The 16,206-nt window shown below is 38.2% G+C and carries 13 protein-coding genes and 1 pseudogene; 9 read left to right on the plus strand and 5 right to left on the minus strand.

All coding sequences use genetic code 11. From position 1 onward, the window contains the following. Positions 1 to 563 precede the first annotated feature (563 nt). A pseudogene (locus tag JZO83_RS07835) lies at positions 564 to 1,484 on the plus strand (type VI secretion protein ImpB); the annotation flags it as partial. 131 nt (positions 1,485 to 1,615) lie between these two features. Here the strand turns inward: JZO83_RS07835 and JZO83_RS07840 are convergent. Beyond that, complete coding sequence (locus JZO83_RS07840; RefSeq protein WP_207115421.1) at positions 1,616 to 2,023, minus strand: type II toxin-antitoxin system death-on-curing family toxin; 408 nt, start codon at positions 2,021 to 2,023, stop codon at positions 1,616 to 1,618. Then, a complete protein-coding gene (locus JZO83_RS07845) occupies positions 2,020 to 2,253 on the minus strand; it encodes an addiction module antitoxin (RefSeq protein ID WP_207115422.1) in 234 nt (77 codons plus the stop codon). The genes JZO83_RS07840 and JZO83_RS07845 overlap by 4 nt, the downstream gene beginning before the upstream one ends. A gap of 283 nt (positions 2,254 to 2,536) precedes the next feature. Here JZO83_RS07845 and JZO83_RS07850 point away from each other — a divergent pair, with 283 nt between their 5' ends. The 4 genes from JZO83_RS07850 to JZO83_RS07865 all read left to right on the plus strand — a co-directional run bounded on the left by JZO83_RS07850 (position 2,537) and on the right by JZO83_RS07865 (position 5,654). Further along, positions 2,537 to 2,725: a type II toxin-antitoxin system HicA family toxin gene (locus JZO83_RS07850; protein ID WP_206854954.1), complete on the plus strand. Its 189-nt coding sequence runs from the start codon at positions 2,537 to 2,539 to the stop codon at positions 2,723 to 2,725. A 34-nt stretch (positions 2,726 to 2,759) separates the two neighbouring features. Further along, the gene (locus tag JZO83_RS07855; RefSeq protein ID WP_206854952.1) at positions 2,760 to 3,146 is read left to right on the plus strand and encodes a type II toxin-antitoxin system HicB family antitoxin; all 387 of its coding nucleotides are present in this window, start codon (positions 2,760 to 2,762) and stop codon (positions 3,144 to 3,146) included. 101 nt (positions 3,147 to 3,247) lie between these two features. Further along, positions 3,248 to 3,460 carry an AbrB family transcriptional regulator gene (locus JZO83_RS07860; RefSeq protein ID WP_207115423.1) on the plus strand — a complete coding sequence of 71 codons (213 nt, stop codon included), beginning with the start codon at positions 3,248 to 3,250 and terminating at the stop codon, positions 3,458 to 3,460. 262 nt (positions 3,461 to 3,722) lie between these two features. Then, on the plus strand, positions 3,723 to 5,654 hold the full coding sequence (locus JZO83_RS07865) for an acyltransferase family protein (protein ID WP_206854949.1): 1,932 nt from the start codon (positions 3,723 to 3,725) through the stop codon (positions 5,652 to 5,654). 112 nt (positions 5,655 to 5,766) lie between these two features. Here JZO83_RS07865 and JZO83_RS07870 read toward each other — a convergent pair whose 3' ends face one another. Together JZO83_RS07870 and JZO83_RS07875 are read right to left on the minus strand one after the other, a co-directional pair. Next, entirely contained in the window at positions 5,767 to 6,054 is a 288-nt protein-coding gene (locus JZO83_RS07870; RefSeq protein WP_207115424.1) for a GIY-YIG nuclease family protein, read from the minus strand. Beyond that, complete coding sequence (locus JZO83_RS07875; RefSeq protein ID WP_207115425.1) at positions 6,044 to 6,778, minus strand: tRNA1(Val) (adenine(37)-N6)-methyltransferase; 735 nt, start codon at positions 6,776 to 6,778, stop codon at positions 6,044 to 6,046. The genes JZO83_RS07870 and JZO83_RS07875 overlap by 11 nt, the downstream gene beginning before the upstream one ends. 131 nt (positions 6,779 to 6,909) lie before the next feature. Between JZO83_RS07875 and JZO83_RS07880 the strand changes: the two genes are divergently transcribed. From JZO83_RS07880 to JZO83_RS07895, 4 genes are all read left to right on the plus strand, one after another. Next, positions 6,910 to 7,545, plus strand: a complete 636-nt coding sequence (locus JZO83_RS07880) for a 1-acyl-sn-glycerol-3-phosphate acyltransferase (protein WP_206854941.1) — start codon at positions 6,910 to 6,912, stop codon at positions 7,543 to 7,545. Between the two features lie 156 nt (positions 7,546 to 7,701). Beyond that, complete coding sequence (locus tag JZO83_RS07885) at positions 7,702 to 8,820, plus strand: exonuclease SbcCD subunit D (protein ID WP_207115426.1); 1,119 nt, start codon at positions 7,702 to 7,704, stop codon at positions 8,818 to 8,820. A gap of 6 nt (positions 8,821 to 8,826) precedes the next feature. After that, positions 8,827 to 11,958: an SMC family ATPase gene (locus JZO83_RS07890; protein WP_207115427.1), complete on the plus strand. Its 3,132-nt coding sequence runs from the start codon at positions 8,827 to 8,829 to the stop codon at positions 11,956 to 11,958. 19 nt (positions 11,959 to 11,977) lie between these two features. Then, positions 11,978 to 15,172, plus strand: coding sequence for a DEAD/DEAH box helicase (locus JZO83_RS07895; protein WP_207115428.1), 3,195 nt, complete (start codon positions 11,978 to 11,980; stop codon positions 15,170 to 15,172). A 128-nt stretch (positions 15,173 to 15,300) separates the two neighbouring features. Here JZO83_RS07895 and JZO83_RS07900 read toward each other — a convergent pair whose 3' ends face one another. Beyond that, positions 15,301 to 16,023 (minus strand): HAD family hydrolase, encoded by a 723-nt coding sequence (locus JZO83_RS07900; RefSeq protein WP_207115429.1) that lies wholly within the window; start codon positions 16,021 to 16,023, stop codon positions 15,301 to 15,303. Between the last annotated feature and the right edge of the window lie 183 nt (positions 16,024 to 16,206).

Here is a 16,206-nt window from a genome sequence, read left to right on the forward strand (position 1 = left end):
AGAAAAATAAAAGAATTCGAGAAAAAACAATTAATCAAACGAAAAAAAAATAAAGTAACACTTTTGAAAAAATTTGGTGAAACATATAATAATCTTATTTAAGTATTTACTGCAATTACTATCTCCTCAGTATTTTATTCTGAAATATTAATTTTAGTAAGTTAATGTATATAATAGTCCTTTATCTACGCATTTTAAAAATATGACTCGAGAGACTTCTTTTATTAAATAATTTAGCACTTGTAAACTTAGATCAAGTCGTACTAAAATATATTGATCTAGCAAATAGCAAATTTAGAATAACAATTATTCCAGATAAGAGAATCTATATAGAATATAGAAAATGATATGGTATTTAGTGTTCATACGATGATTCTAAGGTCATTTAGGATTTATAGGTTATATAGTTGGTCAAACAGGTCGAATTAGAACCTACTTACTAATAGCTAATCTAGTTGAGTAAAGAAAAGTCAGACATTTTTGTCTGATTTTTTTTCGGTAGTTCCCCTTTACAAAAGCGAACGTACGGTTGTTTAATTGTGTTGAAATAGGGGAGATTTATTATGCTTGATTACTCAAATGAACCAGTAAATGATTACTACTTAATTGATATGAAGTCGTTTTATGCGAGTGTTGAGTGTGTAGAAAGAAATTTAAATCCATTAACAACTGCTTTAGTCGTTATGAGTTGAGCAGATAATACAGGGGCAGGGCTTAATTTAGCAGCGTCACCAACTGCCAAAAGTAAATATGGAATCACAAACGTTAGTAGACCACGTGATTTACCTTATCCTTTGCCCAAAGAATTACACATTGTACCCCCAAGAATGAACTTATATATTAAAAAGAATATGGAAGTAAACAGTATTTTTCGGCAATACGTCGCAGATGAAGGCTTATTGATTTATTCGATTAATGAGTCGATTCTAAAGGTAACAAAATCGCTGAACTTATTTACGACACCTGGTACAAGAAGTGAGAGACGAAAACAGCTCGCAAGATGGATACAGTTACAGTTACACGTTTACCGTCAAACTGGTTTGATCGCGACCGTAGGTATTGGTGATAATCCTGTTTTAGCTAAATTAGCCTTAGATAATGAAACCAAGCATAATAAGGGATTTATAGCGGAATGGACGTATCAAAATGTGCCAGAAAAAATTTGGGCGATTAAAGAAATGACGGACTTTTGGGGTATCGGATCACGCATGAAAAAAAGATTGAACTACATGGAGATTCTGAGTATTAAAGATTTAGCCAATTTGGACCCATACGCGCTCAAGAGGCAACTAGAGGATATTGGACTACAGCTCTATTTTCATGCGAATGGGGTTGCTCGAACGGATATCGCAGAACCAACTAAAGAGAAATCTTATGGGGATTCTCAGGTGCTACCGAAGGACTACACGAGGAAAGAAGAAGTTGAGATCGTGGTGAAGGAAATGGCAGAACAAGTGGCTGCACGTATTCGACAGTATAATTGTTTTTAGGTTAATAAATGTAATATCTAGTTAGTAATATATTGCATTATCATTTCAATTATATAGAAAATTTACGTTTTCTATACAGTTGAATGCAAATTAATATTTAATAATAAAAACACATACAAAGTCGACTAACTTGGCTTTGTATGTGTTTTTATCATAATCAAGACTTCTTCTTTTAATTGATCAAAGTCACCATCATAAATAGCAATATTTATCACTAAATCAATTGCTTTTTTCTCTGGAATAGTTAGAACGTAACCATTAATCTTTAGGAATACAAATAATGCTAAGAAAGCAGTTCTCTTATTTGCATTATGAAAGGGACGTTTCTTAATCAATTGTATCAGTAGCATCGTTGCTTTCTCATAAATGGAAGCGCTAATTTCCTCACCAAAAGCAGTTACTTGTAGTTGGCCAACACACATTTCTAAAGCATCAGGATCTTTTACACCAATTGGTTCATTAGGAGAGTATTTCTTTATCTGGATCACATTCATTTTTATGATATCTCTAGCTTCAAGATACTTTACGGTCATTTATCCACCAGTTCTTTGAAAGTTGTGTCATAATCCATTAATGCTTGGGCGATTGCCACATCGATTTCATCAGATATAGGCTGTTTCTTTGTAATTGCAGCCTTCAGTTTCTCTTCATCTAAAAAAACTGTATCCCCAGGTTTCAATCCATTTTCTTTAAGAAAGTCTTTTGAAATAGTCAAGACCACTGAATTTCCTACTTCTCTAAATTTTCTTTCTTTAATAGGCATATGAATCTCCCTCTCTTTTTTTGTATATACAGTGTATACGAACAGTTTTTCGAAATCAATTTTGTAGAATCCTTTATTTTTAATTTGTATAGAAAGGTTAAATAAAACCACTAGCCCGCTACTAATATAGATTAATTATATAGAAACTGACTTATCTTACATATTAAGATGTTGTCACTAAAAAAAATGTAAGAGCATTTTTGAAGTTTCGTTGAAGGTATAGTGTGTACCTTTACAGTACGCCCAGTACGTGCTACTATATAATAGTCAGGAGGTATGTGCAATGCCCATGACAATCAGAGAAGCAGAAAAGCTACTGAAAGATGCTGGCTTTGTTGAAGTGAAAGGTGGGAAGGGCTCACATAGGAAATTCACTAAAAAGGATTATCCTAGACCCGTTATCCTTACTAGCCATTCAAAAGAGTTATCTAGAAGAGTAGAAGATTCTGTTCGAAAAGCAGTGGGCATTTAAGCCCGCTGTGCTTTTATGAAAGAAGGGGAGATGAATGAAAAAAGTTTATCCAGCTATTTTTGAAAAGGATCCTGTTGGATATGGAATTTATTTTCCTGATATCGAAGGAGCAGTGACACAATCAAAAGATATTATCGAGGGGTTAGAAGTTGCATCGGATGCTTTAGGGATCATGCTCGGAGATTTAGTTGAGAATAATAAACCTTTGCCAAAACCAACTAATATCAATGATCTTTCGATTGATTCTGAGCGTGAATTTGCTACTTTGATTTCTGTGGATCTAAATGATTACTTAAAAGATGTCCAACTAGATAAAAAGACAATAAAAATTCCTCATTGGTTGAATGTGCGTGCAACAAACGAAGGTATAAATTTTTCAAAAACAATGTCTGAAGCCTTGGTCCAAAAATTAAAGATATGACACAAAAGAGAACAATCATCTGTCTGCTAAAGGACAGGTGATGTTTTTTCGTAATAAGTATTCATAAGTGCGTAAAGTAATCATAGAAAAGGAGTGACAGGGTGCTTACAACGAAATCAAGACGACAACGCAGTTCTGTAATAATTGATCTACCTCCCGAAAATCAAGTATATATTGTCGTCTATTCAGAAGATGGAACAATTACTCTGATTCCCAAGATCAAAGATCCATTCGAAGGCAAAGAAAAGGCGGAGTATTATGAAAAAGATCAATGGCAGGCTTTATCTTGTAAAGGGAAAGAAATTGTTTTCTAATGAAGCTAATATCAGTTGATTTGGTTTCTATTATTCAAAGTAAATAGTTTTTGTTTACGATTTTTTGTCTCCTTCATACGAAATAATAAGTCAACTTGTTATATTTGAAATTTTGTTAAGGTTGCTAAAAAAAGTGTTCTTTTTAGACAAACTATGGGATTATAGTATAAAGTGGCAACTTTTATGAAGTTTTTGCTTGCTATTTTTTTGTAATGCACGTATATTACGAATGAAAAAAGTTTATGAAAAGTTGGAATATTGAATGGAAAAACAAAAAAGATTAAAAAGTAGCCGGTATATCACTGGCTTCGATGGGATTCGTTCATTAGCGGTCATCGGAGTTATTTTGTACCACTTGTTGCCAACAAGTATGAAGGGTGGTTACCTCGGAGTTCCGATATTTTTTGTCGTTTCAGGTTATTTGATTACCGATCTCTTGCGACAAGAATGGGAACAAAATGGTAAAATCAGTATTTGGCAATTTTACGTGCGGCGAATGAAACGATTGTATCCTGGACTCGTTTTCTTGCTTATTACTGCTTCAGCATATATTACGATATTCCAGCGAGGATTATTGAATAATCTTCGGGGCGTTGTACTTAGTAGTTTATTTTATGTCAATAACTGGTGGCAGATCAATAATGGTTTATCCTATTTTGATCGATTTGCAAATGAGTCACCGTTTACTCATATTTGGTCATTAGCAGTAGAAGGACAGAACTATCTGATTTGGCCGATCATCTTTGTTTTTTTGATGGCAGTTGTCCGTAAGAAAAAATGGATTTTTTATACGATCATGGGAACAGCGATTGCTTCAGCTATTTTGATGATGGTGTTGTACTCACCAAATGGTGACCCGACTCGTGTCTACTATGGAACTGATACTCGTTTATTCTCGATTTGGATGGGGAGTGCGTTGGCTTTTATTTGGCCAAGTACTCGATTGAAGAAAAACATTCCGAAACAAGCAAAGAAGGTACTGAATATAGCGGGGTTCACCTCATTGATCACATTGATCCTCTTTTTCTTTTTCTTAGATGATCATTTGAGCTTTATCTACTATGGGGGGCTATTTTTAGTCAGTCTTTTATGTATGGTTCTTGTAGCAGTTACAGCGCATCCAGGTGCGAGCTTGAATCGCTGGTTGACCAATCCGATATTTACTTGGATCGGTAAGCGAAGTTATGGGATTTATTTGTACCAATTTCCAGTGATGATTTTTTATGAAGCAAAGGTATCAGGGATCGCGGATCATGTTTTCTTGCATACCGTCATTGAGATCACATTGATCTTATTGATCAGTGAGTTGTCCTACCGCTTTATTGAACGTCCATTGGCGCGTTTTGATTATGGTCAAACGTTTCGTGTTGTCAAAGGTTGGTTTACTAAACCTATCTTCAGCTGGAAAAAGCCTTGGGTGGTTCCTGGAACATTAGTCGTAGCGATTGCGTTAGTAGGGTTCGTAACCGCACCTAAAAATGCAGTGACAGCTGATCAGGAGCAATTGCAAAAAAATATTGCTGAAAGTAAAAAATTAGCTGAAAAAAGTCAGAATAACCAAGGAAACAACGTAGCGCCTATTGACCAAGCGATCTTGGATAAATACGATTTGTCCAAAGAGCAAGGTGAAAAAGCGCAACAATTAGAGTTGACTGCATTTGGTGATTCAGTCATGTTAGATGCAGCAGCGGATTTAAAAGAATTATATCCACAAGTAGTCGTAGATGGTGATGTTGGTCGTCAATTATACACAAGTCTTCCGTACATCGAAGAATTAAAAAATCGCGACTTGTTGAAGGATACGGTATTAGTTGGTTTAGGAACAAATGGTTCTTTCTCTGAATCGCAATTCGATAGTTTGATGAGTGCGATCGGGGATCGTAAGGTTTATTGGGTCAATGTCCGCGTTCCAACGAAACGTTGGCAAAATGAAGTCAATGCGATGCTGGCAGAAATGGAAAAGAAATATGACAATATGACAGTGATCGATTGGTATTCGTATAGTAATGCTCATAATGAGTGGTTCTATGATGACCAAGTCCATCCTAATCCAGATGGAATGTTGAATTATATCCATTTAGTCAGCGAAGCGCTATTAGGTGAAACAAAGGGGTCTGAGACAAATCAAACGAGTGAGACTTCTTCAACTAGTACGAGCGACACGACTTCTGATAGTACTCAAGCAAGTGAATAAAAGAGACGATGTTGACCTGAGCAGTCAGATGAATCTCTAAAAAAAGAATGCCTCAACGAAAAATCGTTCTTCGATCTTTTGTTGAGGCATTCTTTTTCTCTAAAAACTTCTTTTACGATGTTTGATCTGGCAAAGGTAGGGAAGGATGGGTCTTCAAATAGCTTTCTTTTTGACGTCGCGTTTGTTTCTTGAATGCTGCTTCGGCTTTTGTGGCTTCACTTCTTGTGGCGTATGCTTCCGCATGGATCATTTTTACAGGACGTCTTTTTTGCAAACGTGTGTATTTAGCACCTGTGCCTTTATTATGTTCTTGTAAACGGCGAGCTAAGTCAGTGGTATATCCGCCATAGAACGTATTGTCTTGGCAATGCAGCACATAAAAGTAATGGTTACTTTCCATAAAGCATCTCACGGAGTTCAGGTGTATACTCACCTTGCGCATCATAAGTAAATAAGGGAGGAGCGACTTTAAAACCATCTGCTTTTCCTTGTTTGATTCCTTCAATCAGTAAAATATTGGCTTCTTTTCCTGCTTTAGGATAGACGAATTGGACACGTTTTGGTGCAATCTGATAGGTTTGCATAAGTGCCAAAATCTCCAAGAAGCGATCTGGTCGATGTACGAGAGCAAAACGACCATTTGTTTTTAATAGTTTACTTGAGATTTGGATCACTTCTTCCAGTGTTGTGTGGATTTCATGTCTGGCGATGGCTAAATGTTCATTTGGATTTTTTTTGTTGGTAGGCAACCCTTTGAAGTAAGGGGGATTACAAACGACTAAATCACAAGAATTATGCCGCACAACTGATAAGCTCTCTTTTAAATCAATGGTATGCACGGTCATTTGTTGTTCTAAGTGGTTCAGTGAGATGCTGCGGCGCGCCATATCAGCTAAACGTGGCTGTAGTTCGATCGCATCGATCTTTGCTTTTGTTTGTTTGCTTAAAAATAGTCCGACTGCACCATTTCCTGCACAGAGGTCAACGACTTGTCCTGTTTTTGGGACACGAGCAAAATTGGCAAGTAAGACGGCATCTATAGAAAAGGAAAAAACTTGGGAACTTTGAATAATCTTAATATCTTTTGCATATAATTGGTCAATACGTTCATGTTCGTGAAGCATCTGATTCCCTCCAAATGAAAAAACTAATCGTATGTAGTATACTATTTTTGATCAAAAGAACCAAGAGAACTTGTCAAATCAGTCTTTTTTAGGCATACTATAGGAACGAGAACCAAAGAAAGGAAGAGGTTATGTTTTATCGATTTATGCGCGGGGTCGTTAAAGTGATCTTAGCTGTTATCAACGGCAATGCCCGCTATGAGAATAAAGAAGTCTTACCTAAAGACGAGAACTACATACTCGTTGCCCCACACCGTACTTGGTGGGATCCATTGTATCTGGCTGTGGCTGCATCACCTAAATCATTTAGTTTTATGGCAAAAGAGGAACTGTTCAAAAATCCTGTGCTGCGATTTATCTTGACCCGTTCAAATGCGTTTCCAGTTAAAAGAGAAAATCCTGGGCCAAGTGTGATCAAGACGCCAGTCAAGATTTTGAAGTCCACAGATCTGGGATTGATCATGTTTCCAAGTGGAACAAGACATGCGACTGAATTAAAAGGCGGAATGGCGTTGATTGCCAAAATGGCAAAAGTAAAAATCGTCCCCGCAGTGTACCAAGGGCCACTGACGTTGGGTGATCTATTCAAGCGAAAACGTGTGATTGTTCGCTTTGGTGAACCGATCGACTTGTCAGACATCAAAAAAACTGACAAGGAAGGGATGGCGGAAATCGAACGACGTACTCAAGCGGCGTTTGATCAATTAGACAAGGAAGTAAACCCTGATTTCAAATATGAAATCATTAAAAAGAACGAATCAGAATAAATGAAGATGAAAGCGATAAGAGAAACGGGGCGTCTAAGACACCGTTTCTTTATCGCTTTTTTGTTATAAAATGCTCTTTTTCCAAATGATTCTAGCTGTCATGTCCTAGGGGGAAGTGTTATAATAGTTAGAAGGATATTTTTTTGAGGTGATGAGATGCGTTTTTTACATACAGCAGATTGGCATATAGGAAAGAAATTGCAGGGCTACGATTTACTGAAAGAGCAAGAACACGCATTATCTGAGATTTTAGCGATTGCCAAAAGAGAAAAAGTGGATGCGATCGTCATTGCAGGTGATCTATATGATCGAAGTATTCCAGCTGTAGAGGCAGTAGAAATCTTCAATCGTTTGATGATCGATTGGAACTTGAACGAGAAATTCCCGATTTTTGCCATCTCAGGAAACCATGACAGCAGCGTACGGTTATCTGCTGGAACAGAGTGGTTCAGTCAAACGAAATTTTTTTTACAAACACGTTTTGCTGAAGCTTTTGAACCCATTGAGTATCAAAACACTCAATTTTTCTTATTGCCTTATTTTGAACCAATCTCCGCTAGAAGTTATTTTGAGGATGATACGATCCGGACGATCCAACAAGCGATGGAAAAAGTGATTGAGCGGATGCAAGGTGCGTTTGACCCTGAGAAAAAACAGGTGTTGGTCAGTCACTTTTTTGTAACTGGCAGCAAGAAGTCGGATTCAGAAACAAAAATCGAGGTGGGCGGTTTAGATGCGATTCCAGGTGGATTATTAGCTCCTTTTGATTATGTCGCATTAGGACATTTACACAATCAAGCAGCTTTGCAACAAGACAATGCCAGATATAGTGGTTCACCACTTAAATTCTCACTTTCAGAGATCAATCAGAAAAAAGGTGTTTGGATTGTTGATCTCACTGACGAATTGGTTTTGGATTTTCAAGAAATCACGCCTTTATATGATATTGCGGAAGTGACTGCCAGTTTTAAAGAATTATTAGACCCAACTTTTTACCATACGATCAACCGAGAAAATTATTTGCAGATTTATTTAAAAGACCGCGCAGTTATTCCCAATATGATGAATCAACTACGAGCGATCTATCCACGAATACTGGGTGTCGAACGTGTGCATGGTCGTCATCGTTCCACGAACAAACGACAGACACTTGAAATCAAACAGCCAAAAAAACTCGCGGAAACGTTCTTCACCGAAATGGTCGACGAGCCGATGACAGAACAACAGATGAGTTGGTTAGAAGAAACGTTGCAAGAACTCACAGAAACGGAATGATCAAGCATGAAACCACAGACGTTACGATTGAAAAATTTTGGCCCTTTTATCAATGAAACGATTGATTTCTCAAAATTGACCCAAGCATCCTTGTTTTTGATCACAGGAAAAACCGGAGCAGGGAAAACAACAATTTTTGATGGCATGACTTATGCGCTTTTTGGTGAAACATCGGGAAGATTGCGTTCAGGTAAAGAGATGCGGTCGTTGTTTGCGACACCAGAAGATGAAACGATCGTCCTTTTTTCGTTTGAACATCAACAGTTACGTTATGAAATCGAGCGTAAGCCAGAACAGCTGTTAGCGAAACGCAAAGGCGAGGGAATGAGAAAACAGGCGGCAAAAGTTAGTTTGACGATTTTTGATGAAAAAGGAAAAGAGATCCGACAACTAACAAAACGCAGCGAAGTGGACCAAGAAATTAAAGAACTATTGAACTTAGATGCGAAACAGTTTGCACAAATCGTTTTATTGCCGCAAGGAGAATTCCGAAATTTCTTGATTTCCTCTAGTAGTGAAAAAGAAACAGTTTTACGGAACTTGTTTGGCACACAATTTTTTCAACGATTCAACGAACAATTGAAAGAAAAGGCCAAGAACAAGCAAAAAGAACTGGATCATTTGGAACAAGAATTAGTCTTATTGCAAAGGCAATTTAGTTCCCATGATGAGCAGCAAGAGGCTGGCTTACACTCTTTTGAAACAGTCATCAATGAGTGGGAAGAGCAACAAGCCCAAATTGCAACAAAGATTGCCACAGAGCAAGAAGTGCTCGAGCAACTGAAAGAAGAACAAAAAATCAGCGAAACAGATTATTACCATGGGAAAAATCAACAATCTGCGTACGAAGAAAAGCAAAAACTGTTAGGAGAACAGCAAGAACTCAATGAACAACAGCTAATGATCGAGGAGAAACAAAGATGGCTGACGCGTTATGAACTTGCTCAAAAATTGCGGACGCCACTTGAACGTAGCGAAGAGTACCAAGGATCACTTGCGGAACAAAATGAGGAACAGCAACAACTGACGACACGTTTCGATGAAGTGGCAAGTGCTTTACAGAACTGGCAGGAACAGCAAGAGACACGAGAAAATCTCGAACAAAAAATAGCGAAAATGAGCCAAGCGCTCCAAGATAAACAACGATTGATCCCAGTTGCCGATGCTTTTAGAGAAAAACAATCGGCGCTTTCGGAATTAGAAAAAGCATTTAATGAATTACAGCAACAAACCCAACAGTTAGCAACAGAGCAATTGATCCTCCAAGAAAAACAGCAAGAGAGCCAGACGATCTTGGCTACCCAAGGGAAATTACAAGAAGAACAGTTAGCCTATGAACGTTTACGTTTAGAAGAGGAGCGGTACTGTGAACAACAGCAACGTCTCGAACAACTCGAGAAAGAGCTAGGACAAAATCATCAACAATTGGAACAAGCTACAGAGCAATTATTAGCAAGTCAAAAATTATTAGAGCAACAGACACAAGAATTCAAGCAATGTAAAAGTGATTGGGCAAAGTCCCAAATTGCTTATTTACAAACATTGCTAGTGCCTGGTGAACCATGTCCGGTTTGTGGTGCCACAGAGCATCCTTTGACACCGGATCATCATGATTTCGTTGAAGAAAACATCGCTGTGCTTGAAGAAAATATGACGCGAGCAGAAAAAGCGATTGAAAAAACGCACCAAGAAATTGGTCGAAAAGAAGCGGAAATCGAAGAAATGAAGCAACAGCTTGCTCGTTTGAAGCAACAACAATTGGAAACGAGTCAACAGTTGGAGCAACAAGCCGTTTATTTAAGTACAGAATTAAAAGCAATCTTTCAAATTGATGCAAAAGAGGATATTGCTCGTGCGTTTGCAGAAATCGAAAAAAATCTCAAGGATCGTTTACAGAAAATCAAAGAAGCAGAAGAAGCGCAAGTGACGATCGTGGAAGAGCTCGCAAGCAATCAGGAAAAAAGCGAGCAAGTGAAAGCCCAACAAACTCGCCATAATGAAAAAATCCAACGAATCCAAGGTGAACTTGCAGGATTGAGTCAACAATTAGGAACAGAGAACATCGATACTTTAGCAAAAGAAGCGGATCAATTAGTTGAACAGGTAGTCGTAAATAAGAAAGACTTGGAAGTTCAGCTCACACAAGGGGAGAAACTCCAACAAGAATCAGCAATTTTGACAACTAAAATCGACACGTTGACCGAACAAATTGCAAAGACAACTGCTCAAGTTGAAAAAGAACAACGCAAAATCACTGGATTTTTAGAGCAACATAGTGATTTTTCTTCACAAGAAGCAGTAGCCGCATTGTTACAAGATACAGCTACTTACGAACATGCGAAAACAATGATCAAGGAGTATCAAACAAAACAATTAGTGCTTTCTACTCGTTTGGAACAATTGAAACATGTGACCTTCGATGAAAATCCCCAAGATCTAACTGTTTTGAGTGAACAAATCGAAAAAATCAAACAAGCGATTGAAGAACAGCAACAACTGATTTATCACTTACAACAAGAACATCGGAATAATCAAAGAGTGATGGTAGAATATACGACATCCTATCAAAATAGTCAGGAACAATTAGATGAATTGGTTGAGTTGCAACAATTATCACAGACGATGAATGGGGAAAATCCTAAAAAAACGAGTATTGAACGCTATGTCTTACAAGTTTACTTACAAGAAGTGTTACAAGTAGCAAATGAACATCTGATGCGATTGACAAAAAGCCGTTATCAGTTTGAGCTAGATGAAGAAGTAGGTAGTTATCGTGGGAAGACTGGTTTAGAGATCAATGTGTACGATGACGAAGCTGGAACGACTCGAGGATCGCATACATTATCTGGCGGCGAAAGTTTCATTGCAGCGTTGTCTTTAGCCTTAGCTTTAGCAGAAGTCATCCAAGCACAGGCCGGTGGTATCACGATCGAAGCCTTGTTTATTGATGAAGGTTTTGGTTCTCTCGATGAAGAAGCGTTAGAAATGGCCATGGAAGCATTAGAAACAGTTGAAAGTGAAGGCAGGATGATTGGGATCATCAGCCATGTACGTGAGTTGAAAGAAAGAGTCTTACAACAAATACGAATTGATACAAAAGGTAGTGGACAAAGCGAGATACGCTATCATTTTGGTTAAGAAGGGAGATTGATAACAAATGAAATGGAGTATTCCGGAAAAAGTCATTGCAAGAGGGCGTCAATATTTGCAAGAAGACCGTGTGTTATCGGTTGTCCCAGATCCAGAAGAACCTGTGTGGCATGCAGAGGTTTTAGGTAGTGAGCTGTATTTAGTCGATTTAGATGGCACGGCAAAAGAAATCGACTACTGTCAATGCCCTTACTGGGAAGAGCATCATTATTGCAAGCACACTGTTGCAGTAGAGTTGTATTTACGATCAAAACAACTGTCTCGCATCATGCAGAAAGATCAAAAAATGATCGAACCGACGAAGAAAACGAGTGAAGGAGAATTATTGACAAAAGGATTTGCCCGACTAAAAGGGAAAAGTTCTACGAAAGCTTTGCAACCTTTAGTGATCGATTATCATGTCGAGCAGATCGAAACCAATCAATACCATCCAGAACTTTCGATTTTAGCGGTGTATCTACGTATCGGCTTTTTAGAAACGCCGAAGAAAACATATATCGTAAAAAATATTTATGAGTTTCTACAGGCTTATGCAGAAGGGGATACCTATACCGTCAATAAGCAATACCAATTTCGTTTAGAACGTCGCGTCTTCCAACAAGAAGATCAACGACTAATGGATCTACTGGCGGGGATTGCCCAAACCCAAACACTATTAGGGGCAAATGGGGTCTTGGTAAAAGGAAAATTGGACAAACGCTACTTGCTTTTGCCAATCGATCAATCGAAATCTTTGTTAGAGCGAATGAATCAATCCACACGGTTGCAATTACAGCTCAATGATCAAAATTACCATGGCATCCAATTTTCTGAAGAGACCAAACCACTAAGTTTTCAAGTCAAAAAAATTGAAACACAGTATCAATTGACTGCTGTGAGTGACTTTGATTTGTTCTTGTCTCACTATCAGTGGGGAATCAGGCAAGGGACCTTTTACCATTTGACGAAACAACAACAGGCAGTCTACTTAACTTGGAAACAGCTGATGAAACGATTTGAAGAGCCAGAAGTTGCCTTTCGAAAAAAAGAACTGTCTTCTTTATTCAAAGAAATTTTACCGCTGTTAAATCAAATAGGGACAGTTGACATCGCAGAAGAAGTGACAGCCGAAATCGCTGATATCCCAGTGGAGTTTGTCTTTGTTTTCAAAAAAATGAAAGGAAAGATCCAAGCAAGAATCGACTTTGTATATGGCGACGTTGTGTTCTCAACGGATGAACGCCATGAAACACACGCTGAGCAAACCACCGAGATATTAAGAGACACAGCGCAAGAACAGCGCGTCCTTGATTTGTTCCGCATGTATCGTTATCGGAAAAATCAGACCGGGTATGAACGTCCATTACCCGAAGGCGAAGCATTGTATTTGTTTTTCCGAACAGAACTAGCTGTTTTTCGTCAATTTGGTGAAGTGCGTATAGGTAAAAAATTACGCGAATTATATCTAGATGCGCAAAAACATCAACCACAGATCGAAGTAGAAGAAACAGGCTCCTGGCTAGATATCCGCTTTGATGTGACGGGTATCAATGAGCATGAAATCGACAGTGTCTTGCAGAGCTTGCTACGAAATGATGCGTTTTACACGTTAGAAAGTGGGCAAGTGCTATCGTTTGATTCAGAAGAGTTCCAACAAACGAGCAAAATATTGCAACAGTTTAGAGAAACGATCCGTTCAGAAGATGGCATCATCCAAGTACCTAAAAATCAAGGATTGCTGATCAAAGAACAATTTTCTGGGAGTAATGCCAGCTTTGGTGACTCTTTCCAACAAATGACCCGTGACTTGATCGATCCTACGAATTACGAAGCCGCTTTGCCGAAAAACTTGCAAGCAGAGCTTAGAGATTATCAAAAACAAGGGTTTCAATGGTTGAAAATGTTAGGGCATTATCAATTTGGTGGTATTTTAGCCGATGAAATGGGTCTAGGGAAAACTTTACAGACAATTGCTTTTCTACTTTCAGAGAAGGAAGAAAAAGGTTCACTGGCTGCTTTGATCGTCGCACCGGCGAGTTTGATCTATAACTGGCAAGCGGAAGTGAAGAAGTTTGCTCCGACCTTGAGTGTCCAAGTGATCAATGGGAATAAGAAAGAACGAGAAGCTTTGTTAGCTGAAAAAGTAGATATTCGTGTGACTTCTTATGCGAGCTTACGCCAAGATCTTGCTGAATATCAAGCATCGACCATCAATTATTTAGTGTTGGATGAAGCGCAGATGGTGAAAAACAGCAGTACAAAGACTGCCCAAGCTTTAAGAGAATTGCATATCCCTCAGCGATTTGCTTTGAGCGGTACACCGATTGAAAATAGTCTTGAAGAGTTATGGTCATTATTTGCTACGATCATGCCAGGCTTCTTTCCGAATCGGACACGATTTAGAGAGTTGACGACAGATGAAATCGCGCAAATGATCCGTCCGTTTGTTTTAAGAAGAGATAAACAAACCGTTCTCAAAGATTTGCCAGAAAAAACAGAGATGAATCTTTATTCTGCATTAACAGAAGAACAAAAAACAGTGTATCTTGCGTATTTAAGACAAATGCGTGAAGAAGTATCAGCGATGGATTCAGAGTCATTCAAAAAGAATCGGATCGGTATTTTAGCAGGATTGACACGGTTACGTCAAATTTGTTGTGACCCTCGTTTATTTGTCGAAGACTACCAAGGGGGATCAGGTAAGTTAGAACAAGTGAAAGATTTGTTATTAGCGGCAAAAGAAAATAACCGTCGTGTCCTTTTGTTCTCACAATTTACAGGGATGCTGACGATACTGCAAGAGGAATTAGCCGATTTAGGTTTGAGTACATTCTATTTACGAGGAAGTACAAAAGCACAAGACCGTTTAACGATGGTCGATGCTTTTAATGCAGGCGAAAAAGACGTCTTTCTGATTTCACTCAAAGCCGGAGGCACTGGATTGAATCTAACGGGAGCAGATACAGTCATCCTTTATGATTTATGGTGGAATCCAGCAATCGAAGAACAAGCCGCGGGAAGAGCACATCGTATTGGGCAAAAAAATGTCGTTGAGGTCTGGCGAATGATTGCCGAAGGAACCATTGAGGAACGGATGGATTCTTTACAGCAAGAAAAACGGGAATTATTCCAAAAAGTGATCCAAGGAAATGAAGAACAATTGACGAAGCTGACAGAAGAAGATATCCGTTTGATTCTAAGTATTGGTGAAACGGACGAATAAAAGCCAAAGATAGCTATTGCTCAATTATTAGTATAGATCGTAAATAAACCAAGGGAGCTAGCCTCGCAAACCTGCGAAGCCAACTACCTTGGTTTTATGATTGTTTTGAGGGATGAATCCTTTTTTGATCAGACAAGCTGAGCTTCGCCTAAAGCGACTTTGATAGCTGGTAGCAATTGATCGAACTCATTGATCTCGCTATCACACACTGGACATTCATTTATTGAGCGTTTCCGGTGATTGAACCACAAGGTCTGCCAATTGGCACTCTTCGCGCCTAACACGTCGTTTTCGTAATTATCACCGACGTATAGTGTTTCATCTGGTGACATATTGAACGTTTTTTCTGCTAATTGGAAAATCTCTTTCTCTGGTTTTTGAAAGCCAGTTGCTTGTGAAACTAACATGCAATCAGCAGGAATCCAATTTGTTAATTGAAGTTGATTTAATTTTTTGGTTTGGTGGTCCGTTGGGCCGTTCGTGATGATTCCTAATGGAACATTATTTTCTTTAAGATAATCAAGTGTTTTTTTCACTTCAGGGTGAAGGCAGATATTCGCCAACTCCTCTTCGTACACTTCTTGGAAAAAGAGGCATTTTTCATCTGGGATAGGTGAATAACCTAAATCGATCAATGATTGGCTGATCCGGTGTGCACGCATATAATCAAGTGTCCATTCTCCAGCCATGACTTTCGGGAAATTCTCGTCACTATGATGACGGAAACGGATATATAAGTCATGCATATCTTCATCTGTTACTTGTGGTATTACGTTTTTGACTGAATTTTTAAATGGTTGTTGCTGATCATACATTGTATCGTCAACATCAAATACAACTGATTTAATCAAATTATTACACGCCTTTCAATATTCTATCTTTTCACAAATCCTCGCTTATTGTATCAAAAAAAAGGCGGTAAAAACGTTGAAATTTAAAGGTTTTTCTTACTATATTTCTAATTGCTTGACAGAGTAAGGTTTATCGTTTTTAGTTTTTTTAACTAAAAATAATTAATTTTATTATAAAGAAAT

This window comes from Enterococcus sp. DIV1298c (genome assembly GCF_017316315.1).
Classification (GTDB): Bacteria; Bacillota; Bacilli; order Lactobacillales; family Enterococcaceae; genus Enterococcus_B; species Enterococcus_B mangumiae.

What these genes read in the sequence shown, in the direction of transcription:
- JZO83_RS07845 (WP_207115422.1), bottom strand. Translation starts at nt 2,253, where the DNA reads ATGCCTATTAAAGAAAGAAAATTTAGAGAAGTAGGAAATTCAGTGGTC.
- JZO83_RS07850 (WP_206854954.1), top strand. Translation starts at nt 2,537, where the DNA reads ATGCCCATGACAATCAGAGAAGCAGAAAAGCTACTGAAAGATGCTGGC.
- JZO83_RS07895 (WP_207115428.1), top strand. Translation starts at nt 11,978, where the DNA reads ATGAAATGGAGTATTCCGGAAAAAGTCATTGCAAGAGGGCGTCAATAT.
- JZO83_RS07855 (WP_206854952.1), top strand. Translation starts at nt 2,760, where the DNA reads ATGAAAAAAGTTTATCCAGCTATTTTTGAAAAGGATCCTGTTGGATAT.
- JZO83_RS07875 (WP_207115425.1), bottom strand. Translation starts at nt 6,778, where the DNA reads ATGCTTCACGAACATGAACGTATTGACCAATTATATGCAAAAGATATT.
- JZO83_RS07840 (WP_207115421.1), bottom strand. Translation starts at nt 2,023, where the DNA reads ATGACCGTAAAGTATCTTGAAGCTAGAGATATCATAAAAATGAATGTG.
- JZO83_RS07890 (WP_207115427.1), top strand. Translation starts at nt 8,827, where the DNA reads ATGAAACCACAGACGTTACGATTGAAAAATTTTGGCCCTTTTATCAAT.
- JZO83_RS07870 (WP_207115424.1), bottom strand. Translation starts at nt 6,054, where the DNA reads ATGGAAAGTAACCATTACTTTTATGTGCTGCATTGCCAAGACAATACG.
- JZO83_RS07885 (WP_207115426.1), top strand. Translation starts at nt 7,702, where the DNA reads ATGCGTTTTTTACATACAGCAGATTGGCATATAGGAAAGAAATTGCAG.
- JZO83_RS07865 (WP_206854949.1), top strand. Translation starts at nt 3,723, where the DNA reads ATGGAAAAACAAAAAAGATTAAAAAGTAGCCGGTATATCACTGGCTTC.
- JZO83_RS07880 (WP_206854941.1), top strand. Translation starts at nt 6,910, where the DNA reads ATGTTTTATCGATTTATGCGCGGGGTCGTTAAAGTGATCTTAGCTGTT.